The sequence below is a fragment of the Enterobacter cloacae complex sp. 342H5 genome, from assembly GCF_050030905.1.
Taxonomy (GTDB): domain Bacteria; phylum Pseudomonadota; class Gammaproteobacteria; order Enterobacterales; family Enterobacteriaceae; genus Enterobacter; species Enterobacter intestinihominis.
Map to the genome: position 1 here is coordinate 86,643 of NZ_JBLGVB010000001.1, position 24,444 is coordinate 111,086.

20 protein-coding genes and 1 tRNA gene are annotated in these 24,444 nt (G+C 54.2%); 6 read left to right on the forward strand and 15 right to left on the reverse strand.

Features of this window, described 5'->3' with window-relative positions:
• Nucleotides 1-152: 152 nt before the first annotated feature.
• From ACQG03_RS00465 to ACQG03_RS00490, 6 genes are all read right to left on the reverse strand, one after another.
• Nucleotides 153-887, reverse strand: a complete 735-nt coding sequence (locus tag ACQG03_RS00465; RefSeq protein WP_074141230.1) for a hypothetical protein — start codon at nt 885-887, stop codon at nt 153-155.
• Between the two features lie 315 nt (nt 888-1,202).
• Entirely contained in the window at nt 1,203-3,536 is a 2,334-nt protein-coding gene (locus tag ACQG03_RS00470) for a primase-helicase zinc-binding domain-containing protein (protein WP_426726061.1), read from the reverse strand.
• A 14-nt stretch (nt 3,537-3,550) separates the two neighbouring features.
• The gene (locus ACQG03_RS00475; RefSeq protein WP_063163339.1) at nt 3,551-3,871 is read right to left on the reverse strand and encodes a DUF5375 domain-containing protein; all 321 of its coding nucleotides are present in this window, start codon (nt 3,869-3,871) and stop codon (nt 3,551-3,553) included.
• Nucleotides 3,868-4,095, reverse strand: a complete 228-nt coding sequence (locus tag ACQG03_RS00480; protein WP_063163338.1) for a hypothetical protein — start codon at nt 4,093-4,095, stop codon at nt 3,868-3,870. The genes ACQG03_RS00475 and ACQG03_RS00480 overlap by 4 nt, the downstream gene beginning before the upstream one ends.
• Complete coding sequence (locus tag ACQG03_RS00485) at nt 4,092-4,649, reverse strand: host cell division inhibitor Icd-like protein (RefSeq protein ID WP_059353804.1); 558 nt, start codon at nt 4,647-4,649, stop codon at nt 4,092-4,094. The genes ACQG03_RS00480 and ACQG03_RS00485 overlap by 4 nt, the downstream gene beginning before the upstream one ends.
• Nucleotides 4,646-4,912, reverse strand: a complete 267-nt coding sequence (locus ACQG03_RS00490) for a helix-turn-helix transcriptional regulator (RefSeq protein ID WP_063163337.1) — start codon at nt 4,910-4,912, stop codon at nt 4,646-4,648. Before ACQG03_RS00490 ends, ACQG03_RS00485 begins: the two co-directional genes overlap by 4 nt.
• A 550-nt stretch (nt 4,913-5,462) precedes the next feature.
• Between ACQG03_RS00490 and ACQG03_RS00495 the strand changes: the two genes are divergently transcribed.
• Genes ACQG03_RS00495 through ACQG03_RS00505 form a run of 3 tightly spaced genes read left to right on the forward strand, consistent with a single transcriptional unit; the run spans nt 5,463 to nt 7,019 of the window.
• Nucleotides 5,463-6,206, forward strand: coding sequence for a hypothetical protein (locus tag ACQG03_RS00495; RefSeq protein ID WP_063163336.1), 744 nt, complete (start codon nt 5,463-5,465; stop codon nt 6,204-6,206).
• A gap of 2 nt (nt 6,207-6,208) precedes the next feature.
• Nucleotides 6,209-6,427, forward strand: a complete 219-nt coding sequence (locus ACQG03_RS00500) for an ogr/Delta-like zinc finger family protein (RefSeq protein ID WP_023323621.1) — start codon at nt 6,209-6,211, stop codon at nt 6,425-6,427.
• Between the two features lie 28 nt (nt 6,428-6,455).
• Nucleotides 6,456-7,019 (forward strand): phage polarity suppression protein, encoded by a 564-nt coding sequence (locus ACQG03_RS00505; protein ID WP_063163335.1) that lies wholly within the window; start codon nt 6,456-6,458, stop codon nt 7,017-7,019.
• 198 nt (nt 7,020-7,217) lie between these two features.
• On the opposite strand, the gene ACQG03_RS00510 is transcribed toward ACQG03_RS00505, so the two are convergent.
• The 4 genes from ACQG03_RS00510 to ACQG03_RS00525 all read right to left on the reverse strand — a co-directional run bounded on the left by ACQG03_RS00510 (nt 7,218) and on the right by ACQG03_RS00525 (nt 10,765).
• Nucleotides 7,218-7,931 carry an HNH endonuclease gene (locus ACQG03_RS00510; protein ID WP_063163333.1) on the reverse strand — a complete coding sequence of 238 codons (714 nt, stop codon included), beginning with the start codon at nt 7,929-7,931 and terminating at the stop codon, nt 7,218-7,220.
• Nucleotides 7,912-9,315: an AAA family ATPase gene (locus ACQG03_RS00515; RefSeq protein WP_316456836.1), complete on the reverse strand. Its 1,404-nt coding sequence runs from the start codon at nt 9,313-9,315 to the stop codon at nt 7,912-7,914. Before ACQG03_RS00515 ends, ACQG03_RS00510 begins: the two co-directional genes overlap by 20 nt.
• 8 nt (nt 9,316-9,323) lie before the next feature.
• On the reverse strand, nt 9,324-10,508 hold the full coding sequence (locus ACQG03_RS00520) for a tyrosine-type recombinase/integrase (protein ID WP_063163331.1): 1,185 nt from the start codon (nt 10,506-10,508) through the stop codon (nt 9,324-9,326).
• A 162-nt stretch (nt 10,509-10,670) separates the two neighbouring features.
• Nucleotides 10,671-10,765: transfer RNA gene (locus ACQG03_RS00525), tRNA-Sec, on the reverse strand.
• Nucleotides 10,766-11,053: 288 nt separating this feature from the next.
• Here ACQG03_RS00525 and ACQG03_RS00530 point away from each other — a divergent pair.
• Both ACQG03_RS00530 and yicI read left to right on the forward strand, forming a co-directional pair.
• Nucleotides 11,054-12,445: a glycoside-pentoside-hexuronide family transporter gene (locus tag ACQG03_RS00530; protein WP_015570055.1), complete on the forward strand. Its 1,392-nt coding sequence runs from the start codon at nt 11,054-11,056 to the stop codon at nt 12,443-12,445.
• A gap of 12 nt (nt 12,446-12,457) precedes the next feature.
• Nucleotides 12,458-14,776 carry an alpha-xylosidase gene (yicI, locus tag ACQG03_RS00535; RefSeq protein WP_063163330.1) on the forward strand — a complete coding sequence of 773 codons (2,319 nt, stop codon included), beginning with the start codon at nt 12,458-12,460 and terminating at the stop codon, nt 14,774-14,776.
• Between the two features lie 129 nt (nt 14,777-14,905).
• Here the strand turns inward: yicI and ACQG03_RS00540 are convergent, their stop codons facing one another.
• Together ACQG03_RS00540 and xanP are read right to left on the reverse strand one after the other, a co-directional pair.
• Nucleotides 14,906-16,600, reverse strand: a complete 1,695-nt coding sequence (locus tag ACQG03_RS00540; RefSeq protein WP_063137884.1) for an AsmA family protein — start codon at nt 16,598-16,600, stop codon at nt 14,906-14,908.
• Nucleotides 16,601-16,717: 117 nt separating this feature from the next.
• Nucleotides 16,718-18,109, reverse strand: coding sequence for a xanthine/proton symporter XanP (gene xanP / locus ACQG03_RS00545; RefSeq protein WP_032626600.1), 1,392 nt, complete (start codon nt 18,107-18,109; stop codon nt 16,718-16,720).
• Between the two features lie 225 nt (nt 18,110-18,334).
• On the opposite strand from xanP, the gene gltS reads away from it, so the two are divergent.
• Nucleotides 18,335-19,537 carry a sodium/glutamate symporter gene (gltS, locus tag ACQG03_RS00550; RefSeq protein ID WP_006812438.1) on the forward strand — a complete coding sequence of 401 codons (1,203 nt, stop codon included), beginning with the start codon at nt 18,335-18,337 and terminating at the stop codon, nt 19,535-19,537.
• 3 nt (nt 19,538-19,540) lie between these two features.
• Here the strand turns inward: gltS and recG are convergent, their stop codons facing one another.
• The 3 genes from recG to spoT are packed head-to-tail and all read right to left on the reverse strand — an operon-like array spanning nt 19,541 to nt 24,434.
• A complete protein-coding gene (recG, locus tag ACQG03_RS00555; RefSeq protein WP_063163329.1) occupies nt 19,541-21,622 on the reverse strand; it encodes an ATP-dependent DNA helicase RecG in 2,082 nt (693 codons plus the stop codon).
• Between the two features lie 3 nt (nt 21,623-21,625).
• Nucleotides 21,626-22,315 (reverse strand): tRNA (guanosine(18)-2'-O)-methyltransferase TrmH, encoded by a 690-nt coding sequence (trmH, locus tag ACQG03_RS00560; protein ID WP_032622047.1) that lies wholly within the window; start codon nt 22,313-22,315, stop codon nt 21,626-21,628.
• A gap of 4 nt (nt 22,316-22,319) precedes the next feature.
• Nucleotides 22,320-24,434 carry a bifunctional GTP diphosphokinase/guanosine-3',5'-bis pyrophosphate 3'-pyrophosphohydrolase gene (spoT, locus tag ACQG03_RS00565; RefSeq protein WP_022646616.1) on the reverse strand — a complete coding sequence of 705 codons (2,115 nt, stop codon included), beginning with the start codon at nt 24,432-24,434 and terminating at the stop codon, nt 22,320-22,322.
• Nucleotides 24,435-24,444: the final 10 nt, after the last annotated feature.

The following is a 24,444-nucleotide window of genomic DNA, read 5'->3' on the forward strand; positions in this document are numbered from 1 at the left end:
AAATAAACCTATACACAAATCTATACACACTGGCGGATGCATTCGTTTTTTATACAACCTCTTTAGGTCAAAAATTTTGGCCTGAACACTAATCCCATTCACGAATACCTGCCCTACTTACCAATATAAGCAGATACGCCAAATCGTGGCTATCAAGGTCGAAGCGTTAAACCTAAATCCCATGGAAAAACATCGATGTATGAGGTGCTTGAAACTGCTGCCCAGTTGATTTTTACATCTTTTGAACTGCTAAGAAGAGTTTCATTAGCCCTATCCCATTCAAAATCACTCGGTAACAACTGCCCAGGGGCATGAGGCGACAGCGCCCCAAAAGCAACATAATTCCATGCACCTGGTGGCCCCTCTCTTCCTGAAACTAGGAGTTCTTGATGCCGTAAGGACTCCCTATACTCCAAAGTTAAGTGTTCCTCTTCCATAAGATCTTTTAGGGTTAATCTTCCCAGCGGTGGACAGCAAAGGTGCCAAGATGGAAATTCGAAAGTTGTATCATGGTCAATCAATGCCACTGCGATGGTTTCAATAGAATCGTTTGAATCGAATGTCAGAGAAACCAATGAGTCTGAAAACCTGTATCCCCACCATTTATCCCCTATGCGGTTAGGAACACCTAGTTGTTGTTCAACCCAGCGAGATGGAGCACCAAGCTCTATCCCTGAGAATATATTTTCAGGTGTTCTACGACGTTCGATACGTACATTAGGTCTTGCTAACTTTGACCTTAAAATACGAACTCCATGCTTACTCATTGCGAGCCAAATGAGTGCTACACCACCAACAAAGCTTCCAACCGCATTAACCATTACATCCTTGACAGGTATATGAGCTAATAGCATCTGCAATTGCACCACCCAAGCATCCTGCGCCATTATTAACCTCATTGAATGCGGACGATTTGACCGCCCTTGATATTTTAAAAAATTACTTTCAACAGCATATCGTGAATACGGTACAGAATTATATGACAGCGAGCAGAGTGTAGATGATGATAAAAAAGTTTTTTTGCATTTAACTGTTCACACTGTTCACACTGTTCACACTGTTCACACTGTTCACCTCGGTTATTTCTCATTTTATATCATGCAGTTAAGTGGTGATGAGTTGGTGAAGGGTGAACAGTGCATTGTTCACCTTATGGCAATTGCCGGAAAGAAAAAGACCGGCTGTAGCCGGTCTGGAGTGGGTTATGTTGCTGCGGGTTCATCGCATTTCGGCAGCCAGTCGCCGTAGCTTTCTTCTTTCAGCGACAGGTTGGTCTGTACCCCCTGCTTTGTGTGCCGCTTTTCATAATTCAGGCCGTACTCTTTCAGCATCATGGGCAGCCCCAGCCCGAACATTTTCAGGCTGAGCACGTTTCTGTACCCGTTGGCCTCCATATAGGCCAGATACGCGTGATAGAGATACTTACGGTAATTACGCGGGACGATGCTGGCATTACCCATAAACATCCCGCTGGTCTGTGGCAGCATTTCCAGATAACCGCAAAAATCAAACGTCGGGTCAGCATCGCGCTTGATATTGAGTGCCTCGTCGGAGTTCTGCTGCAACTGGAGCAGTGCGCGCGCGGTCATCGGGTCGCTGAATTTCTGCATAAGCTGGCGCACGATAACGGCCAGCTCGCGCGCAATTTTATCCCTGAGCTGCGGGTCGCGCTCTTCCGGTGCAATCTGCTCCGGGAAATGAATAATCACCCGGCGACGGGACACGCCGCCGCTGCGGTCGGTAAAGCGCATCGGGTTGTTGTTCACGGCCAGAATTACCGCCGGAATATGTGTTGAATACGTGTTCTGGTATTTCGGGTCAACCGAGACCGCATCGCCGCCGGTGATGGCCTTCAGCCCTGCGCCGTCACCGCTCCATTTTTCCTGGTCCGGCAGACGTATCAGCGAGAAGCCAATCAGGGATGCACGCTTGCGCGGGTCTTCCAGCGTGTCGATGTCGGCCGACGTGGCGTTATCCTCTCCGGCGAGCAGGGTCGCAATTTCGGCCAGAATACTTTTGCCGCTCCCGCCGGGACCGGTGACTTCGAGAAAGAGCTGCCAGTCATAGCGGTTCGCCAGCACCATAAAAAGCGCAGCGAGTATCACGTCGCGCTTTTGTGGATTTTTACCGGCCGCCCGGTCAAGCCAGCGCCAGAAATTCGGCGCGTGAGTCTCCAGCATTTCGCCTTCCACCGGCGGGGTAAAATCCACGTCGCACAGCGTGCGCAGCCAGTGCGATTTATGATGTGGACTGAATATGCCGCTTTGGGTATCGAGCACCCCGTTGCGAAAGCCAATCAGACGCCGTGCCGGTGCGGCCTGCTGCGGAATAATCAGTTTCAGGGTCTCCACCACCGAGGCAATTTTCCCGGATGAGAACGGGGCGCGCAGGCGCTGGAATAAGTCAGCCACATTCCGTGAAAAAGTGGCTGCCGGGATATTTTTCCAGATGCCGTTTTCATAGCGGGACAGGAGCTGGCCGTTCGCATCCACCGCCAGCGCTTCGCTGTAATGCTCATGCACCCGCAGAGCCTTGTCGCTGGCGCTCATGGCCGTAAATTCCGCCTCGCTCATGGTATCAAACGGGCTTTGCGCCGGTGGCCGGATGGCGTCATATATCGCTTTCCGCGTGGCCTCCCCGCCGTGCTGTATAAAAGCATCATTCCAGTCACCGAACACCGGCGGCAGGGCGACAACGCCCTCACAGGCTCCTGCGGCCGCAGCGGCTTTGTTCTGGCCGTCACCGTTAAGGTCACGGTCGGCGGCGAGGACAATCTGACAGGCCGGGTGTTTCTGGCGGACAAGGCTCGCCAGAGAAAGGAGGTTCACGGACGACAGCGCCACCATGACGGTTTCACCGGTCAGGTGATGCACGGTGAGCGCGGTCGCATAGCCCTCCGCTATCCACAGGCGTTTTCCGGCCTGTTTTTTCCCTTCGATGGTATGGCACGCTCCTTTTACCGCCCCGCCTTTCAGGGTGCGTTTGAGACCGTCAGAACTGATAAGCTGAAGGTTAACCAGTGCGCCGGTATCGTCATACAGCGTGACAATCACATCACCGGCGCGGAACGTCACGCCGCCGGTTTTATGCGTGACCGTCAGTACCGGACATTCCCGGTCGGGGAAGCCCTTGCGGGTCAGGTAGGCGTTGCCGCTGGCAGGTCGGGTGTTCTCCATGAGCCTGACGGCCAGTGCGGCCGCCGCCTTGCGGTCAGCCTCCGTTTCAGCCTCTGCGGCCGCAATCACTTCCGGGGTAACCGGCGGCAGGTTGCCGGTCACGGCGTTCACCTTTTGGGCTGCCTCTGATGGTTTTACACCGAACACCTTTTCGACCAGCTTAAGACCGTCACCCGCACCGCACTGGTTACAGAACCACGTCCCGCGCCCCTCTTTATCGTCAAAGCGAAAACGGTCAGAGCCGCCGCACACCGGACAGGCCTGATGCCGGTTTTTCATGACCTTCACACCAAGCGCCGGAAGAATGCGCGGCCAGTGGCCGCACGCCTGTTTTACGGTTTCCGTTACGTTCATTTTCATCGTTATTTTCTCCCTCAGTGCATAACAGGCGATTGCATGTGACGGGCGCAGAGTTCATCCATCACGGCCAGCCCGAGAAAGGACAGCGACGGCGCGGCTTTGAGTGGTCCGGCTTCCATTAAATCTTCCAGCAGTGCACAGGCAATCTGGCGGCCTTTTTCCTTGCCGTGCTGGCGCAGGTAGAAGCCCTCCAGCTCGACGGCAATGACGCTTTCCAGCGCGTCAAGGGTGAGGTGCGGATAGCGGCGCTGGCGTTCGCATACCGTCAGCCATGCACAGGCCACGGCGCGCCGATATAGCGCGGCGCGTAATACGGGCGGTAAAGGCTTTTTCATACGTTGCCCTCCCCGGTCAGCCAGCGCTGATTGCAGCGCTCTACCACGCCGTCGAGCTGAGCGGTCATAAGGTAAATCACGGAGGTGAGTTGCGACTGCTGCGCAGGGTCACGACGAATGGTGGCGCAGTCCTGCACCTGCATCAGCTCATTGACGAGCTGGCCGACGTTGCGCATATGCTCCAGACATTCGAGGTCACGGGCGGTAATGGTGGTGTGTCTCATGCACGCACCTCCGCAACCGGCAGGCGGCCAGCGAACGACAGAACGTAGTCGCGAACGAGCGACAGGCGTGCGGCGTGTTCATCACCGGCAACGGTGCGGAGCATACAGATACGGGGTTTACGGTCTGCACGACGAACGGCGGCAAACACAAAGACAAACTGCGGGTACGATGGGGTGAGGGTAGTAGCCATGATGGCAGCCTCCTTGAAGTAGTTTGAAAAACTACCACCGGAAACGCCAATTTCACTGGTGGCAGCCCGAACGGGGTTGGCGTAACCGGCCTTCAAGGAAACCGGCCAGCCCGAAGGCTGCCCCGCCCGGACTACCATTATCAGAAAAGGACTCGGGTGCACGAATAAACACCACAGCCCTGAAAATGGGTGTGCCTGAGCAACGACATAAAAAAACACGCATGGCGCGTGTCGTGTCGCCTTGAAGTTATTCGGAACGCCAATTCCGGCTGCCGATTTTGCGACAGCGGGAAAACTATACCTGGAAACGACGACAGGAAGCAAGCCAGAAAAAGGGGCTGAATGCTGAACGGTCATCATCATGCGTCATAGCCCCGGTTGCGTTCGTCAATGCGATCTGCCATCCATGCGGTGATTTCAGACTGCGCCCACGCCACATTTTTTCCACCGAGGGAGATTTGTTTCGGGAAGGCTTCCCGGCTGATGAGGTCGTAAATGGTTGACCGGGACAGGCCGCACAGATGCATCACTTCGGGCAGGCGGAGAAAGCGCTCCTGAACGGCATCAGAAACCGGCATCAGTGGGGTGGCAGGGGCAGAAGACGGGGAAGAAAAAGCGGTGTGCATCGGGCTACCTTATAAAGTCCATACAGTGCCGGTCATGTCCGTCCGGCCTCGGGTAGCTCTCTATTTTGTGAATATTTTCCCTCAGGGCAACAAGTCATTTTGCAGTACTTCACCACACAACAGACTGTTTTTTATACAGCGACAATCTCTGACAATGTTCTGGTATATCGTGGGTATCCTTTGGCACATTCTGGCACATCCATACATAACCAAAAGTGGTTAATAGCTTATTTTTTATTAATAAAAAATATATACACCTCCAGGAGAGTTCAGAAGATGGGTGAACAGTGGTGAACAGACGGTGAACAGTCAGACCCTCAACTGTTCACCCTTTATCTTACTGTATTACTTATATTTTTATTTAAGGTGAACAGTAGTGAACAGTTATATGTAAAAAAACAAACGATGAGTAAGGTTTTGCTGAGACCTTTATCTGGCAAGCCGGGTTTAAAGTGCTGTTTGTGCCAGAACTGCCACAACTGCAATGAATCGAGATGTTGTGTCATGAAGGGCAGAATCATTTCAGGTTGAATAAACGGAGAGCCTGAACATGAAACCCGAAACACTCATTACCGCCCTGCAAGACGTTGCCGCTCAGCGGTACGCAGAGAACAGCCAGCGCATCACCGACAAGCTGAGCGCATTCACTGCGGCAAGAGACACCCACGCGGCCAGCATGCAGGTTCTGAAAGAGATTGATACGTCCATTGAACGCTGTAAGCAGGAGCGGCAGACCGCCCTCGATGAGAGCACTGAGGCGGAGCAGGACTGGCGCAGCCGCTTTCGCACCCTGCGCGGCAGTCTCACCCCTGAAATGAAGGCTGAGCACAGCAGGCGTATCGCCAGCCGCGAGCTGGCCGACGAGTTCACCGGTCTGATTGCGGAGCTGGAGACCGACCGGACACGCGCCATGCTGAATGCCTGCTCCACCGGCAATAAATACCTTTCAGCGCATGAAGATGCCTTTACCGCTTACGCCGGTGCGGAATGGGCTCAGGCTGTCAATGCGGTTCCTGTCACCCTCATCCGCGCTTTCCTGCTGCGCATTCGTGCCCTCGAAATGAAGGGAGAAAGCGCACCGGAGTCCGTGGCCACCGGCGAGCTGCGCGATGCGCTGAGCCGTGAGGGCAGCCTGTATCACTTCGATATGACGCAGGAGCCGGTGTTGTCCGTGACGGGCATGCACCGGCCGCAGATTACTGACGTTGATACGGAGCTGTTACGCAGCCCTGCGAAGAGAATGATGCTTGCCAGAAAGCTGGCTGAAAATGGCGAGACAGAAGCGGAGGGGTAAGCATGTTTCACTGCCCGTTCTGCAAAACCAGCGCGCATTCCCGCACCAGTCGCTATCTGTCCGATAACGTCAAACAGCGCTATCACCAGTGCATGAACATCGAGTGCTCGGCCACGTTCCGCACGCTTGAATCCATCGACGGGGTTATTCGTTCACCGGTGACAGAGCCGGTTATCCCGCTACCCGCACCGGCGGCCACCGTTAACCGTGCCGGTGCGTAAGCACGGCCAGTCATCAGGAGAAACATACGTGACCACACTGACGCTACAGAAAGCCTTTGAGGCCTGTCAGGCAAACAAATCCGCCTGGCTGCAACGCAGGGAAGAACTGACGCAGGCCGAACAGGCATACCGCGAACAGCTTGCCGGCAGCGGCCACAGCGGCCGGAGCCTGCAAACGCTGCGTGAGATTATCGACGTGAAAAAATGGGAAATTAATCAGGCTGCCGGTCGCTACATCCGCTCACATGAGGAGGTGCAGCGCATCAGCATCCGCGACCGATTAAATGATTTTATGCAGGCGCACGGCGCGGAGTTGGCCGCCGCCCTTGCCCCTGAACTGATGAATTATTCCGGGCAACATTCCGCCGTTCAGCGCTGCGCTATGCAGCACTCACTCGATTATCTGCGCGAGGCGCTACAGCTCTGGCTGTCCGCCGGTGAAAAAATCAATTATTCGGCGCAGGATAATGACATTTTAACGGCCATCGAATTCAGGCCTGACGCGGCTTCGCGCGATGATAATCGTGAAAAATTCACGCCTGCACAGAACCTGAATTACACCCGCCGCCGTGCAGAGCTGGCCGCGCAGTAGTCCTTTCAAAAATTCCCGAAAATCACGCCTTTATCCCCTAAAAAAGCCATGCATGCATAAGGTGCATGGTTTTGCATGCGTTTTACCGACACTGGATCCCCCGCCAGTGCCAGCGCTGGCGCGCCCTGAGGCCGGTCATGCACCTGCATTAAAAGCGCCCCCTTAAGCGGGCAGGCGGGGCGGGGAGAGCATTGCGCGCTAAGCCATAGCATTAAGTTTTTGCTGTTGAGCCGCAAGAAAATCCTCAGCCATCTGCGCTAATCCTTTTGTTGCCAATTCTCTTATGAAACCTAACAATGCTGCTTCTTCATATGGAGTTGAGCATTTTATTAACTCAGTGCTTAAGTGATTAATTAACTCTTTAGTTTTCAATGAAAGATTACCATAGTTTGCATACTCATATGTAAAACGTAGGAGTCCGCAAATCTCTATTGTTGCCCTACCTTTATCATTAATTGGTAGATAATACCCACACAATTCTATTATTTTTATATTGTCAGTATATGTATCATAGTTCGGATGGCTAATTATGTAATCATCTCCATTTGCAGGAAGTGTTTTTCTGTTTTTATTTTTAAGTACGTTTTTATTTCCCTTTTCGGAATTGCAATCCTTACAGGAGACACAAAGATTACTCGGTTCCATCAAAAAGTGTGGGTGAGTATCTTTAGGGATAATATGCTCAGCATCCCAAATTCCTTGATGATCAACAACGATACGTTGTTTACAATAAGGACATGTAAAGTCTTGACTTCTCATGTAAAAATCTTTCACAAATGTTTTGAAATGACTTAATTCTTTATTCTCTAGGTCATTCCAATATGTGCCTTTTTTTTCCTCTTCCGGCAAAGCGGCGAAGTCATTGTAGGCAGATTTGCAAATTCCTTTTAAATCATTGGAGGTTAAGTACATTTTTTCCCTCCATCAATACATTTTCCGCTAGACAAATTAATTTATATACAGGATCAGTAGGTGTTATATTTTCTTTTTGATTTATAATTCTTTGTATTTCTGAAAGAGAATTTTCAGAAGTGTTGGAGAATTCATGAGGATTGGTTAAAAAAGATAATAAAACCCTTAAAAGATATTCGTTTTTATATCCAGGGGAATTAAAAATCTCAGCCAATTGAAAATCAGCAGATTTTTTTGAAGTAGTTAATGCATCATGTAATTTATTTTTTTCCAAGGAGCAAATATATCCATTTTTTTGCTCTAAGCCCGAAACTATTTGTGGCGAATGAGTAGCGATTATGAAATGACAGCCGTTATAATGATTAAATGTTTCTTGTAGTAATTTTATAAAATCAAGTTGCCATTGAGGGTGCAAGCTAATTTCAGGTTCGTCAATACAAATCAGTGAGTTATCGTCAATTGAACCAGCAATGCCTATCATCATGGTCATGATGCATTGTTGACCAGAGCTTGCTTGATTAAAGCTAAAAGATGTTTTTTCATTCTTATTCGTAAGATTTATATTTTTTACCTTAACTGCACCTTTAGACATTAGGTATATAAGCCATTCATAATCTGCTTTATCAATACTATCTTTATCGTAAAGATCGAATTTGATATTAAAGTTTTTCCCACCAAAACTATTAGTTGTATTTTCGATGTATTTTAAAAAACTTAAGCGATCTATATTGGATTGATAAGTGTCTTTTTGGTTAAGGAAGTGATGTTTTATGTCGCTGTCACGTGCTATATAATCTTCAAGAAAAATTTGGTTGAACCATTTTGAAAAATTTATATAATCTCTCATTTCATTATGGTTATATATTTTGTTATCAATCGATGCTATATATTTTTTTGCATAATTATTGTACTCTTTTGTATGTAAGTAACCAATATTTACTTTTATATCAAAGTTGACACTGATATTTTGATTAAAGCCTAGATAATTAAAAACGTCACCAATTCGAGAAGTGTTCTTATCATCATGCATAATCCCCTTTATTATAGAAAGAAAACCATCGGATAATATATCAGATGGTGACGAGTGTTTTCCACTAAACCCTAAGTAATTATAAGACCCTGAGAAGTTAATGTTATTTTTAGCGTTTTCTATTGTCGGGAATTTATCAAATCTACTCGTTGATACGGCTATGACTTTTTTTGGTTGGCTAACAGATGATTCTGCTAGATTCATTCGTTTTGACTCTCCTTGAAAAATAAATGAATTTACTATTTTTCCAAGTAAACTGCTCTTTCCACAGGCATTCTTACCAGTAATGACAGTGAATGTGTTATGGCTATTATCTTTATCTTCAGAAAGATTTATAGCTTTATTTTGTTCCATAATGGATATTATTTTAAACATATAATGTGCTCTTTTATTAAGTTTGAATACCAGTTCATCATTTCTCGACGTTTTTTCAAGTAAAGAGCATGATTATAGGTACCACGAATGCTATTCTTATCCACATGAGCCAGCTGCATTTCAATCCAAGCACTATCAAAACCCTGCTCATGCAGAATTGTCGACATTGTATGTCTAAAACCGTGACCTGTAGCACGCCCTTTATAGCCAAGTAACTCAATCACCTGTGACACACTTTCTTTAGAGATCGGTTTGCTACGATTATTTCTACCAATAAAAATGTAAGGATAATGGCCGGTAATAGGTTTGAGCTGCCTGAAGAGCTCAATCACGTGTGTGGATAATGGCACGATATGGGGTCTGCGCATCTTCATCCGCTCTGCCGGGATTTCCCATATACCTTTTTCGAGGTCTACCTCTTCCCACGTAGCAAAGCGCATCTCCTGAGTTCTTACGCCAGTTAGCATGACGATTTTTGTCGCATTCTTAGTGATGATGCTGCCGGTATACGCTTCAAGATCCCGAATAAAATGAGGCAACTCTTCAGCGGATAAAAATGGATGGTGCTTTTGCTTGGGCACGGCCAGAGCGATGGCTAAATCAGGCGCAGGATTGTATTCAGCGCGGCCAGTTATGATTGCGTAGCGATAAACCTCACCGCACCTCTGACGCACCTTACGTGTTTTCTCTAGCGCTCCACGCTTCTCTATCCTCCGTAGCACCTCAAGCAGTTCCAGCGGTTTAATATCACTTATGGGGCGCTTACCAATGTAAGGGAAAACATCTTGCTCAAATGTCTTAATAATTTCTTCGCGATAGGCCACCGTCCAGCGATCTGCTTTATTTGTGTGCCACTCCCGACATATAGCTTCGAATGAGTTTTCTGTTGAGAGCTGCTGTGCCAACTTTTGAGCTTTGCGTTCTTCGACTGGATCAATGCCATTTGCCACCTGCTTGCGTGCTGTTTCGCGTTTGTCGCGTGCCTCTGCAAGCGAGACGAGACTGTAGGAACCAAATGACATTAACCGGGCTTTACCTGCAAACCGGTAGCGGAACCTCCATCCTTTGCTCCCGTCGGGATTTATGAGCAAGGATAAGCCTTGTCCATCATTGAGGGTGTAGGGCTTGTCTTGTGCCTTAGCGCGTCGGATTTGTATGTCTGTAAGTGGCATGTGTATAAGTGAAATCTGTGTATAAAAAAAATATACACAACACTATACATATTTTTCGTGGATTTAGGGAGATTCTCTCGGACTGATACGGATGTCGGTATTAGATAACTTGCTGTAAATAATGGTTTTAAAGGACTGTTTCGGACGTGGGGAGATGATATTTGGCGGAAGATCACAGGAGTCGAACCTGCCCGGGAACGCTGGCGTCCCCAACTGGATTTGAAGTCCAGCCACCTCACCGGAGATGACGATCTTCCGCGCCTGCATTGCTACATGGAGGCGGGGCGCATTATAGCTACTTTCAGGCATTTACCACATACCCCACACCACTTTTTTCACCTCTCTTTTGACCTGAATCCCCCTGTTTCAGCTAATTCTTAAGAAAATCCTCAGGTTAGCATTTCGTGCTCATCAACTTTTATCCCGATCACAAAAAACAAGAAACGTAATCTCTTAACCAGAAAACGCAATACCCGCTCCTGAAACAATGGTTTAAAACCAATGCAACCGGTCTCAGCGCCCCCTACAGCGTGAAGGATAAAAATATGAGCGAAGTATTGTCAGTAAAAGAGAAGATTGGCTACGGCATGGGAGACGCCGCCAGCCATATCATTTTTGATAACGTCATGCTTTACATGATGTTTTTCTACACCGATATTTTTGGTATTCCCGCCGGGTTTGTCGGCACCATGTTCCTGCTGGCCCGCGCGCTGGATGCGATCTCCGACCCGTGCATGGGGCTGATTGCCGACCGCACCCGCAGCCGCTGGGGCAAGTTCCGCCCGTGGATTTTGTTCGGCGCCATTCCGTTCGGCATCGTCTGCGTGCTGGCCTACACCACGCCGGACCTCAGCCTCAACGGCAAAATGGTTTACGCCGCTATCACCTACACGCTGCTGACCCTGCTTTATACCGTGGTCAACATCCCGTACTGCGCGCTGGGCGGCGTGATCACCAACGACCCGACGCAGCGTATCTCCCTCCAGTCCTGGCGCTTTGTGCTGGCGACGGCGGGCGGCATGCTCTCCACGGTGCTGATGATGCCGCTGGTGAACCTGATCGGCGGCGACGATAAGGCGTTCGGCTTCCAGGGCGGGATCGCCGTGCTGTCGGTGGTCGCGTTCCTGATGCTGGCGTTCTGCTTCTTCACCACCAAAGAGCGCATCCAGGTGCCGCCGAGCACCACCTCCATGCGTGAAGATCTGCGTGATATCTGGCAAAACGACCAGTGGCGCATCGTCGGCGTGCTGACCATCCTCAACATTCTCGCCGTCTGCGTGCGCGGCGGCGCGATGATGTATTACTGCACCTGGATCATGGGCTCGCCGGAAGTGTTCGTCGCGTTCCTCACCACCTACTGCGTCGGCAACCTGATTGGCTCCGCGCTGGCGAAACCGCTCACCGACTGGAAGTGTAAGGTCAGCATCTTCTGGTGGACCAACGCCGCGCTGGCTGTGGTCAGCGTGGCGATGTTCTTCGTGCCGATGCATGCCACCGTGCTGATGTTCGGCTTCATCTTCGTTATCGGCGTGCTGCATCAACTGGTGACGCCGATTCAGTGGGTTATGATGTCCGATACCGTCGACTACGGCGAATGGACCAACGGCAAACGCCTGACCGGCATCAGCTTTGCAGGCACGCTGTTTGTGCTGAAACTCGGCCTGGCGCTGGGCGGGGCGATGATCGGATGGATGCTGGCAGGCGGCGGCTACGACGCGGCAGCCAAAACCCAGAACAGCGCGACCATCAGCATCATTATCGGTCTGTTTACGCTGGCTCCGGCGATCTGCTACGTGCTGAGCGCCATTATCGCCAAACGCTACTACACGCTGAAAACCCCCTTCCTGACCAAAATCCTGCGCGAGCTGGCGCAAGGTGCGCGCCGCAATCAGCAGGAGTTTGAAAACCTGCCGGTCAGTAAAGAATTGCAGAACTAAGAGGACGTAAGCATGAAAATCAGTGATGGAAACTGGCTTATCCAACCGGGCCTTAACGTGACGTATCCGGTTCAGGTGTTCGACGTGGAGCAGCAGGGCAATGACCTGGTGGTGTACGTCGCGCCGCGTGACGTGCGCGAACGCACCTGGCAGCTCGACACGTTGATGTTCACGGTGCGCCTGTTTGCCCCGCAGGAAGGGATTGTCGGGGTGCGCATTGAGCACTTCCAGGGCGCGCTGAACAACGGCCCGCACTATCCGCTGAACGTTCTGAAAGACGTGAAGGTAGAGATTGAAAACAACGCCGAATTTGCCGAGCTGAAAAGCGGCAGCGCCAGCGTGCGCGTCACCAAAGGCGAGTTCTGGGCGCTGGATTTCCTGCGCAACGGCCAGCGCATTACCGGCAGCCAGCTGAAAAACAACGGCTACGTGCAGGATACCAACACCGATCGCAACTATGTGTTTGAACGTCTGGATCTGGGCGTGGGGGAAACGGTCTACGGCCTGGGCGAGCGCTTTACCGCCCTGGTGCGCAACGGTCAGACGGTCGAAACCTGGAACCGCGACGGCGGCACCAGCACCGAGCAGTCCTACAAAAACATCCCGTTCTACCTGACCAACCGTGGTTATGGCGTGCTGGTGAATCACCCGGAAAATGTCTCGTTTGAAGTCGGCTCCGAGAAAGTGTCCAAAGTGCAGTTCAGCGTGGAAGGGGAGTATCTGGAGTACTTCGTGATCGACGGCCCGACGCCAAAAGAGGTATTAAACCGCTATACGCAGTTCACCGGGCGTCCGGCGCTGCCGCCGGCGTGGTCGTTCGGCCTGTGGCTGACCACCTCCTTCACCACTAACTACGACGAAGCGACGGTCAACAGCTTTATCGACGGCATGGCCGAGCGCGACCTGCCGCTGCACGTGTTCCACTTCGACTGCTTCTGGATGAAAGCCTTCCAGTGGTGCGATTTTGAGTGGGACCCGGTGACCTTCCCCGACCCGGAAGGGATGATCCGCCGCCTGAAAGAGAAAGGGCTGAAGGTCTGCGTGTGGATCAACCCGTACATCGGCCAGAAATCGCCGATCTTCCGTGAGCTGAAAGAGAAGGGCTACCTGCTCAAGCGCCCGGACGGCTCCCTGTGGCAGTGGGACAAATGGCAGCCGGGGCTGGCGATCTACGACTTCACCAACCCGGACGCGTGCCTGTGGTACGCCGACAAGCTGAAAGGCCTGGTGGAGATCGGCGTCGACTGCTTCAAGACCGACTTCGGCGAGCGTATCCCGACGGACGTCCAGTGGTTTGACGGTTCCGATCCGCAGAAGATGCACAACCATTACGCCTACATCTACAACGAACTGGTGTGGAACGTGCTGAAAGAGACGGTGGGAGAAGAAGAGGCGGTGCTGTTTGCCCGTTCTGCCTCCGTGGGTGCGCAACAGTTCCCGGTGCATTGGGGCGGCGACTGCTACGCCAACTATGAATCGATGGCGGAAAGCCTGCGCGGCGGGCTGTCGATTGGCCTGTCCGGCTTCGGATTCTGGAGCCACGATATCGGCGGGTTCGAAAACACCGCTCCGGCACACGTCTACAAACGCTGGTGCGCTTTCGGGCTGTTCTCCAGCCACAGCCGCCTGCACGGCAGCAAATCCTACCGCGTGCCGTGGGCGTACGATGATGAGTCCTGCGACGTGGTGCGCCACTTCACCCAGCTGAAATGCCAGCTGATGCCGTACCTGTATCGTCAGGCTGCGCTGGCCCGCGAGTTCGGCACGCCGATGCTGCGGGCGATGATGCTGGAGTTCCCGGACGACCCGGCGTGCGATTACCTTGACCGCCAGTACATGCTGGGGGATTCAATGATGGTGGCGCCGGTGTTCTCCGAGGCGGGCGACGTGCAGTTCTGGCTGCCGGAAGGGCGCTGGACGCACCTGTGGCACAACGATGTAATCGAGGGCAGCCGCTGGCATAAGCAGCAGCACGATTTCCAGAGCCTGCCGGTCTATGTGCGCGACAACACGCTGCTGGCGCTCGGCAATAATAACCAGAAGCCGGACTATGCGTGGCACGAGGGGACAGCCTTCCAGCTCTTCAACCTGAGCGATGGCGCAACGGCGGTAAGCGAAGTGCCTGCGGCGGACGGTTCTGTGGTGTTTACGCTGAAGGCGTCACGTCAGGGCGACGTCGTGACCTTTACCGGCGCGGGAGATGCGCAAAACTGGTCGGTGTGCTTGCGCAACGTGCAAAAGGTTGGCGGCGTGAAAGGCGGTTCACATGCGGGCAGCGAGTGGGGTGTGGTGGTGAAAGCCGAGGGGGATGAGGTGGTGATCCACCTCTGAGCTGGAAAAATGCCCGGTGGCGCTTTGCTTACCGGGCCTACGGTAATTATGCGGTCTGATGTCCTCACCCACGGGGAGAGGGAACCAAAACCTCGTAGGCCGGGTAAGGCGAAGCCGCCACCCGGCTTTTTACTGTGCCGGAGCCACCGCCGACACCATCCCGCGGGTCATGGTCTGTTGCACCTGCTGTTTATCCATATTCACCGCGCTAAGCTTCCCGTTCACCGTCGGCTTCAGCGGCGCATTCGCCTGCACGCTGCCGCTGGCGGTGAGCTGAATATTGCCGTCGCCCGCAATCGGCAGCGCTGGCCAGCCCCACTGCTGCAAAACGTTGAGTGGTACACCGCGCCCGTTCAGGCTCACGGTGGTTTGTCGCTGTGGCAGCTGTGACACGGTGGCGGTCGCTTCCAGGATCCCTTTCTCGGTAAAGGCGCTCAGGTCGGTAATGTTTACCGTTGCGGCGTTGGCATTCAGCGCCAGCGACGGGCGTCGCACGTCGACGCGGTTAAAGGTTGCTGCCGCCCCGTTCAGGGTTGCGTTACCGCCCCACACGCCCCACTTATGGTCTTGCGCCAGACGCAGATTAGCGCCATAACCGTCGAGGGAGGTGATCTGCCATGGGAACGCCGGATCGATGTCGATCACCAGGTTGCGGCTCAGGCCGAATTTTTTCAGCGTCACGCTGTTCAGCCATGCCGGAAGCGGATCCATCCACAGCGTTTTCCAGTTTTCCGGAAGCGTATATTCCAGCCCGGCAATGGCAACGTCGTCCAGCACCAGCGCGTTCCCGTCGCGCAGCCAGTTGCCGGAGGTGCGCACCATGCCCCCTTCCCAGCGGGAAGTGAACTGACGCAGCGCAATGCCCTGCGGGGAGAATTCCGCGTTCAGGATAGGGTCAAAAAGATGCAGCGAGCCGTAGATAAATTCGCTGGCGTTCATGGATAACCGTCCCTCCTGGCTTTGCCAGTCCCCTTTACTCAGGGTGAGGTTACGCAGGCTGAGATCGAGGTCGGTTACCGCCCAGTCTGGCCCCTGTAGACGGGCATCGGTCACTTCCAGCCGCCCAATCTGTAACGAAGGCAGGGTGGAGAGAGGAGCGAAGAAATCCAGCAGCGATTTGTCGCTTTGCAGGCGGATCTCATTCAGACGCAGGGTGTCGATAACCCAGCCACCGTCGGCATTACGCTGAGCCGACCCCGTAAGCGAGCCGCGCGCCATATCGGCACCGATGGTATTGAGCACCACCTCTTTGCCGTTGAGTTGTCCCTGAATCAGCACGTTGTTGGCCGGTATGCCGTTGAGCGTGAGCGACCCGGCGCTCATCTGGATTTGCGCATTTTTCCCCAGTACGTTCCCCGCCTCGGGCTGCCACGGGCTGACGCCGCCGGTCACCTTTTGCGCACTGAGATCCCACTCCGTATTCGGGCTGTTAAAGGCCATGTTATTCAGTTGCAGACGATCGGCCTGGAACGGCAGCGGCGCCGTCTGTGGAGATAAATTCAGTGTGCCATCGAACAGGGTGATGGCGTCCATATGCAGCGGGTCGGTGATCTGGCGGCTGCTTAAGCCAATATCCACTTTTTTAGCGACCAGCGTGGCCGGTTTGCCATCTCGTCCGAAGGTAACGTTTTCCAGAAGGATGTGAGAAGGGGATGAAAAGCGGTGATCCATCAGGTCAAAGTTGAGCTCGTAATCGGTATTCACCGTGATCCAGCTGCTGACCTGCGATGCGCCCCAGCGGGTCTGGAGCAGAAAATAAAAGGCGAGCACTACAATGAGCAGGGCTACCAGAAGATAGATAAGCAGCTTTCCAATAAATTTCATGGTCTTCCTTCCCGCGAAACGCACATAAGGGTGTTATGCACGAATTATGCGCAATGCTCAAGGCGGGAATGGTGTAAAGAGATGTCACGGCAGGCATTACAGCCTGCCGTGTGGGGATCAGTTCTTTTCAGGCGGGAAAATGAGATTCAGCACGATAGCGGTAATACCGCCCGCGGCGATGCCGGAAGAGAGCAGGTTTTTCACCCAGTCCGGGGCAAACTGCAAAATCAACGGCTGCTGGGAGACGCCAAGTCCTACGGCGAGAGACAGCGCAATAATCATGATTGCGCGGCGGTTCAGCGGCTCGCGGGAGACGATACGCACGCCGGAGGCCGCGATGGTACCGAACATGACCAGCGTCGCGCCGCCCAGGACCGGCTCAGGGATGTGCTGCACAAACCCGCTTACCGCCGGGAACAGGCCGAGGACCACCAGCATCAGCGCCACCACAAAGCCCACGTAGCGGCTGGCCACGCCGGTCAACTGGATCACGCCATTGTTCTGGCCGAAGCAGGAGTTCGGGAATGTGTTGAACACCGCCGAGACAAACGAGTTCAGTCCGTTCGCCAGCACGCCGCCTTTCAGACGTTTCATGTACAGCGGGCCGGAGACCGGCTGCTCGGACACGTCGGAGGTGGCAGTGATATCGCCAATGGTTTCCAGCGAGGTGATCATAAAGACCAGCATCAGTGGCAGGAGCAGACTCCAGTCAATGCCCAGGCCGTAGTAGAGCGGCGTTGGCACGGTAATCAACGCGCTGTTGGTTGGGGTGGTGTTTTCCGGCAGCATGCCCAGCGCCCACGCCAGCAGGTAACCGGCCGCCATGGCGATCACCAGCGAAGCCACGCGCAGGTACGGGTTACGCTGGCGGTTAAGCAGAATAATGATCGCCAGCACCACGCCTGCCAGCAGCAGGTTTTTCGGCGCGCCGAAGGTATGGTCGCTCATTGCCGCGTAGCCGCCCCCGATGGAGGTCAGACCCACCTGAATCAGCGACAGGCCGATAATCATCACCACCACGCCGGAGACCAGCGGGGTGATCACCCGGCGCGCAAGGTGCAGAACGCGGGAGATGATCATCTCTGTGCAGCTTGCCAGCATCAGGGTGCCGAATAGCGCCGCCATCATCGTCGGGACATCTGCGCCGCCGGTTTTCAGTGCCGTACCGCCCATGATCAGCGGCGCCACAAAGTTAAAGCTGGTGCCCTGAATCGACAGCAACCCCGAACCCACCGGACCCCAGGCTTTAATTTGAATGATGGAGGCTACACCGGAAGCGAACAGAGACATACTGATGATGTGTTGCGTATCCTGCGCCGGTAACCCCAGCGCCTGACAAATCAGCAGAGCCGGCGTGATGACCGCAACGAACATCGCCAGCAGATGCTGGCAGGCGGCAAACAGGGTTTGAGGTAGCGGGGGACGATCTTCAAGGCGGTAAATCAGTTCACTGTTTTGCTTCTGCGCAATCGGTTGCGCATCAGCAGACTCCAGAGTGTTAACAGACATCGGCGGCAATCCCACGGTGGAAAAGCGGGCATTTTAGCTGACCACCTGGTAAAAGCAAACGATTGCCAGCAAAAAAAAGAGAGAAAATCTGCCGGTGTGAGCAGGTTTTCTACAACGAACAGGAAAAAAAAATTACACTTTTCGCGCCGGCGGCTCATGACGAGCATCACCCGGCCCAGGATAACGCCGCGTGTGTATGGAACACGCGCATAACAGGAGCCTTTTATGATTCATCTCGATACGTTGTCGACCCTTGTTGCCGCAACGCTGGTTCTTCTGCTTGGTCGCAAGCTGGTACACAGTGTTTCCTTTCTGAAAAAGTACACCATTCCTGAACCTGTCGCCGGTGGATTGCTGGTGGCGCTGGCCCTGCTGGTGCTGAAAAAAAGTATGGGTTGGGAAATTGATTTTGATATGTCCCTGAAAGATCCGTTGATGCTGGCCTTCTTTGCCACTATCGGCCTGAACGCTAACCTCGCAAGCCTGCGTTCGGGTGGCAAGGTGCTGGGCGTGTTTTTGATTGTCGTGGTGGGCCTGCTGCTGATGCAAAACGCCATCGGCATCGGTATGGCGTCGCTGCTGGGGCTGGATCCGCTGATGGGTCTGCTGGCGGGGTCGATTACCCTGTCAGGTGGCCACGGAACGGGCGCGGCGTGGAGCAAGCTGTTCATCGAACGCTATGGCTTTGAAAACGCAACGGAAGTGGCAATGGCCTGCGCGACCTTTGGCCTGGTGCTTGGCGGGCTGATTGGCGGCCCGGTGGCGCGCTATCTGGTGAAACATTCCACTACGCCGGAAGGCAGACCAGACGATGAAATGGTGCCGACCGCGTTCGAAAAACCGGACGTTGGTCGCAGCATCACCTCGCTGGTGATGATTGAAACCATCGCCATGATTGCCATCTGCCTCACCGTGGGCAAAATCGTTGCGCAATGGCTGGCGGGAACGGCTTTCGAACTGCCAACCTTTGTCTGCGTGCTGTTTATCGGGGTGATCCTGAGCAACGGTCTGGCGCAGATGGGCTTCTACCGCGTCTTCGAACGCGCGGTGTCCGTGCTGGGGAACGTCAGCCTGTCGCTGTTCCTGGCGATGGCGCTGATGAGCCTCAAGCTGTGGGAACTGGCCTCGCTGGCGCTGCCGATGGTGGCGATCCTGGCGGTACAGGCCGTGTTTATGGCACTGTATGCCATCTTTGTTACCTGGCGCATGATGGGCAAAAACTATGATGCGGCGGTACTGGCTGCGGGTCACTGTGGATTTGGTCTGGGAGCGACACCAACGGCCATCGCGAATATGCAGGCGATCACCGAACGGTTCGGCCCGTCGCACATGGCGTTTCTGGTGGTGCCGATGGTGGGCGCATTCTTCATTGATATCGTCAACGCGCTGGTCATTAAGCTCTACCTGATGCTGCCGATGTTTGGCTGACCGTCAGGCGTTGGAATACCGCTCGGTTTCCGGCATCCAGCGTTCAATTAACGCTGCCGCCTGTTCGGGGTAGCGTTCATGAATATGACGCGCAAGGCGTTGTACTTCGGGGATCATGGCCTGATCGCGCAGCAAATCCGCCACTTTAAATTCGGCGTTACCCGTCTGACGCGTGCCCAGCAGTTCGCCCGGGCCGCGGATCTCCAGATCTTTTTGCGCAATGACGAAGCCGTCATTGCTGTCGCGTAATACCTGCAAACGCATCTGCGCGGTTTTCGACAGCGGGGCTTTGTAGAGCAGCACGCAGTGAGAGGCGATCGCGCCACGGCCCACGCGGCCTCGTAGCTGGTGGAGCTGCGCCAGGCCCAGACGCTCCGGGTTCTCAATAATCATCAGGCTGGAGTTCGGCACATCCACGCCCACTTCGATAACCGTGGTCGCAACGAGTAAGTGCAGCTCGCCCTGTTTGAACGACTGCATCACCGCCTGCTTCTCGGCAGGCTTCATGCGCCCGTGAACCAGACCGACGTTCAGCTCTGGCAGGGCGAGCTTTAACTCTTCCCATGTGGCTTCGGCAGCCTGCGCTTCCAGCAGCTCAGACTCTTCAATCAGGGTGCAGACCCAGTACGCCTGACGCCCTTCCTGCGTACAGGCGTTGCGCACGCGGTCAATGATGTCGCTGCGCCGCGTGTCCGGTATGGCAACCGTGGTCACCGGCGTTCGGCCCGGCGGCAACTCGTCGATGGTGGAGGTATCCAGATCGGCATAGGCCGTCATCGCCAGGGTGCGCGGAATCGGCGTGGCGGTCATGATCAGCTGATGCGGGTGGAAGCCCTGTTGCAGACCTTTCTCCCACAGCGCCAGACGCTGATGAACACCAAAGCGGTGCTGTTCGTCGATAATGACCAGCGCCAGGCCGTTAAACTGCACCTGTTCCTGGAAAATGGCGTGCGTGCCGACAATCATCTGCACCTGCCCGCTGGCAATGGCTTCCTGCTGCGCAAGACGTGCTTTGCCCTTCTGCTTCCCGGCCAGCCAGCCCACTTCGATCCCCAGTGGGGCGAACCAGTTACGGAAATTGTTGGCGTGCTGCTCGGCCAGCAGTTCTGTCGGCGCCATCAGCGCCACCTGCTTGCCGTGGGCGATAGCGCGTAAAGCGGCCAATGCGGCAACCAGCGTTTTCCCGGAACCCACGTCGCCCTGCACCAGGCGCATCATCGGCACATTCAGCGCCATATCGCGTTCGATCTCGGCGGTGACCCGCGCCTGGGCGCCAGTGGGTTTAAACGGCAGTGTGGCCAGCAGCTTATCTTTGAGCTCATCATGCGGGCTTAATGGCTGCGCGTGGAAACGCTGCGCACCTGCGCGCAGGGCCAGCATGCTCAGGTTGTGAGCCAGTAATTCCTCAAGGATAAGACGCCGTTGGGCGGGATGTTTACCGCTTTCTAAATCAACAAGCTGAAGCGTTGGCGGTGGACGGTGCAGGGTGCGCAACGCCTCCGGCAGGCTCATCATGCCCTGCGCCAGCTCTGGCGGCAGCAGCTCGTTAATGGCGCAGGTATCAAGCAGCTCCAGCGCCTGGTCGGTGAGCTTGCGCAGCGTGGCCTGCTTAATGCCTTCGGTGGTTGGATAGACCGGCGTGAGCGTCTCCTGTAGCTCAGGTGAGCTGAGATCGCCCTGCACGCGGTATTCCGGGTGGATCATCTCCGCGCCGTATTTGCCCCGTTTGGCTTCACCGTACGCAAGTACGCGTCGTCCGGTGGCAAGGCTGTTTTTCATCGCCGCATTGAAGTTGAAAAAGCGCATGGTGAGAATGCCGGTGCCGTCGCTGATCTGGCAGGTCATCATCCTGCGTCCGCCAAAGGTGATGTTGCAGCTCAGCACTTCCCCTTCAACGGTGGCGTAAATAGCGGGCAGCAGATCGCCAATTTTATAAAGCTGAGTACGGTCTTCGTAACGCAGGGGGAGGTGGAGCAGGAGATCCTGCACGGTGTGCAGGCCAATCTTCGCCAGTTTACTGCTTTGTGCCGCGCCCACGCCCGTCAGGCTGTTGAGCGGTATGGCGTCCAGCAGGCGGCCTTTCATGATTTACCCTGCGTACTGCATGGTGGACCACCACTCGGCATCGGCTTCAATTTCGCCCTGCGCGTTGACGTGGGGGTAAGGCAATTTCTTCTGCTTCGCAACGCGAGCCAGCACCGGATAGCCACCTTCAAACAGCAGGCGCTGCTGCTCCTCTTCCGGCAGCATGCTGTTGCTGCGCTCGTACATTCCGGCATTCTGACGCTGGCGCTGCGCTTCATACAGGATCAGCGCTGAGGCGACCGACACGTTGAGTGACTGGACCATGCCGATCATCGGAATGATGATGTCCCGGTCAGCCAAATCCAGTGCTTCCTGCGTGATCCCCGTTTTCTCCTGGCCCATTAAAATGCAGGTCGGACGGGTGTAGTCGATCTCACGGAAATCCACGGCTTTAGCTGAGAGGTTGGTTGCCAGAACCTGCATGCCACGCCCTTTCAGGTGCGAGACCGCTTCACCAATAGTCTGGTGAGTTTTCACGGATACCCAGCTGTTGCTGCCTGCGGCGGTGGAGGCCATGGTACGCATACGTGCGCCTGGCCAGACGGCGTGGACTTCATGCACGCCGACGGCATCTGCGGTGCGAACGATAGCAGAGACGTTATGAGGTTTATGGACCTGCTCCATGCAGACCGTCAGATCAGGCTGACGCCTGGCGAGCATTTCGCAGATTCGCTCGTAACGTGTTGAATTCATAATGCTAGTTTCGGTTACGGGTGACTTTAATGACATCCGGCATCACGCGGATCTTGCGCATAATATTGGCCAGATGTACGCGGTCACGGGCGGTCAGGCGAATAAAGGCGCTGTAAACGCGGCCATCTTTTTCTTCAGTATTCAGGCTCTGAATGTTTGACGAGGCCGTGTTGATCGCTGCCGTCAGGTTCGCCAGTGCACCCTGGTGGTTAAACATATCCACCTTGATTTCAGTGATAAATTCCTGCGCTGTCTCTTTATCCCATTCGACCGCCATGAACTTCTCAGGCTCTTTCTGATAGCCACGGATGTTACGGCAAGATTCGTGGTGGATCACCAGCCCTTTACCCGGGCTGACGTGCGCAATAATCGGGTCGCCCGGGATAGGGCGGCAGCATTTGGCGAAGGTGATGAGCACCCCGTCAGCGCCTTTGATTGGCAGGTGACCATGATTTTGCGCGTTAGCAGGAACGGCTGTCGTTTCGCCCTGTTGCAGGTTCTTCGCCACGACCACGCTCATGGCGTTTCCGAGGCCAATCTCTGCCAGCAGGTCATCCAGCGAGGCGAGCTTCATACGCTCCAGCTCATGCTGAATGTTTTCTGGTGGGATCTCTGCCAGTTTGCGGCTGCCACCCAGCGCGTGATTGAGCAGACGACGCCCCAGGCTAACGGAGTCGTCGCGCTTGAGATTTTTCAGCAGCTGGCGGATTTTTGCGCGCGCTTTTGAGCTCACGACAAAGTTCAGCCAGGCAGCGTTAGGACGTGCGCCCGGCGCGGTAATAATTTCGACAGTCTGCCCGCTGAAGAGCGGCTGCGACAGCGGATAAGGCTGCCTGTCGACGCGGGCACCCACGCAAGCATGGCCGATATCGGTATGCACGGCGTAAGCGAAGTCGACCGGCGTCGCGCCCGCAGGCAGTTCGACAATGCGCCCTTCCGGCGTGAAAACGTAAATCTCATCCGGGAAGAGATCGGATTTAACGCTCTCGATAAATTCAAACGAGCTACCTGCACTCTGTTGCAGCTCCAGCAGGCTCTGCATCCAGCGCTGGGCGCGGATTTGCGCGGTGGTGCTGCTTTCACCGCCGTGCTCTTTATAAGCCCAGTGCGCCGCGACACCCATTTCCGCCATCTGATCCATGTCTTCGGTACGAATTTGCACCTCAACCGGAACGCCGTGCGGGCCAATCATGGAGGTGTGCAAAGATTGATATCCGTTCGCTTTTGGAATGGCGATGTAATCTTTGACGCGCCCCGGACGTGGCTTGTACAGGCTATGCATCTGCCCCAGCACGCGGTAGCAGGTGTCAGAGTCGTGGACGATGACGCGGAACGCGTAGATATCCATGATCGAGTGAAAACGCTGCTCTTTGAGCACCATTTTGCAGTAGATAGAGTACAAATGCTTTTCGCGACCGCTGACGCGGCACGGAATACCGGCTTCCTGCAAGCGCCCTTCGATTTCAGAGAGGATCTTTTGAATCATCTCTTTACGGTTACCGCGAGCGGCTTTCACCACCTCTTTAATCACGCGATAGCGGTTCGGGTATAACGCTTCAAAACCCAGCTCTTCCAGCTCGGTTTTAATGTGATGAATACCTAAACGGTGCGCCAGCGGACTGTAGATTTCGAGGGTTTCACGGGCGATGCGGCGACGTTTATCCGGGCGAAGTGAGCCCAGCGTGCGCATATTGTGGGTGCGGTCAGCAAGTTTGATGAGAATGACGCGGATATCCTGCACCATCGCCATGATCATCTTGCGAAAGTTTTCGGCCTGTGCCTCTTTCTTATCGCGGAATTTCAGCTTATCAAGCTTAGAGACCCCTTCCACCAGCTCGGCAACGCTTTTGCCAAACAGCTGTTCCATGTCCTGGTAGGTGGCAGGGGTATCTTCAATCACGTCATGCAGCAGGGCGGCCATGAGCGTTTCGTAGTCGAGTTTCATCTCGGCCAGAATACAGGCCACCGCTACCGGGTGCGTGATATAGGGTTCACCGCTTGAACGTGTCTGGCCCTCGTGAGCGTCACGTGCAACGAGATACGCCTGCTGAAGACGCTTAATCTGGTCTTCAGGCAGGTAGGTTTGAATCAGTTGATTCAGGCTTTCAAACAGATACAAGGGCGACCCG